Origin of the sequence: Rhizobium sp. Rhizsp42, from assembly GCF_047304155.1 — a bacterium.
Taxonomy (GTDB): Bacteria; Pseudomonadota; Alphaproteobacteria; order Rhizobiales; family Rhizobiaceae; genus Rhizobium.
On record NZ_JBGLYS010000122.1, the window covers coordinates 1 to 401 of the forward strand.

1 protein-coding gene is annotated in these 401 nt (G+C 66.6%); it reads left to right on the top strand.

Annotation, left to right across the window (positions count from 1 at the left end):
* Positions 1-401, top strand: a 401-nt coding sequence (locus ACCD05_RS31810) for a sugar phosphate nucleotidyltransferase (RefSeq protein ID WP_413397659.1), incomplete at both ends; no start/stop codon positions are given.

The window sequence follows — 401 nt, forward strand, 5'->3', positions numbered from 1 at the left end:
ATGGCAGGTGGCAAGGGCACGCGCCTGTGGCCGCTGTCGCGCGCCGCCGCCCCCAAGCAGTTCATCCGCTTCATCGGTGACACCACGCTGTTCCAGGACACGCTGTTGCGCGTCTCCGACAAGACCCTCTATGAACCGGCGATCGTCATCACCAACGAGGAATTCCGCTTCCTCGTCGCCGAGCAGGCCCGCGAACTCGACCTGACACTGTCGAGCATCCTTCTGGAGCCGATGGCGCGCAACACGGCTGCCGCCGTTGCCGCCGCCGGCGCGCTGGTGCGTGACCGCTTCGGCGAGAGCGCGATCATGCATGTGCTCGCCTCCGACCACGAGATCGATGCAGACCAGGTCTATTTCGACGCCGTACGCGCCGCGATCGCCGCCGCATCCGCGGGTAAGCT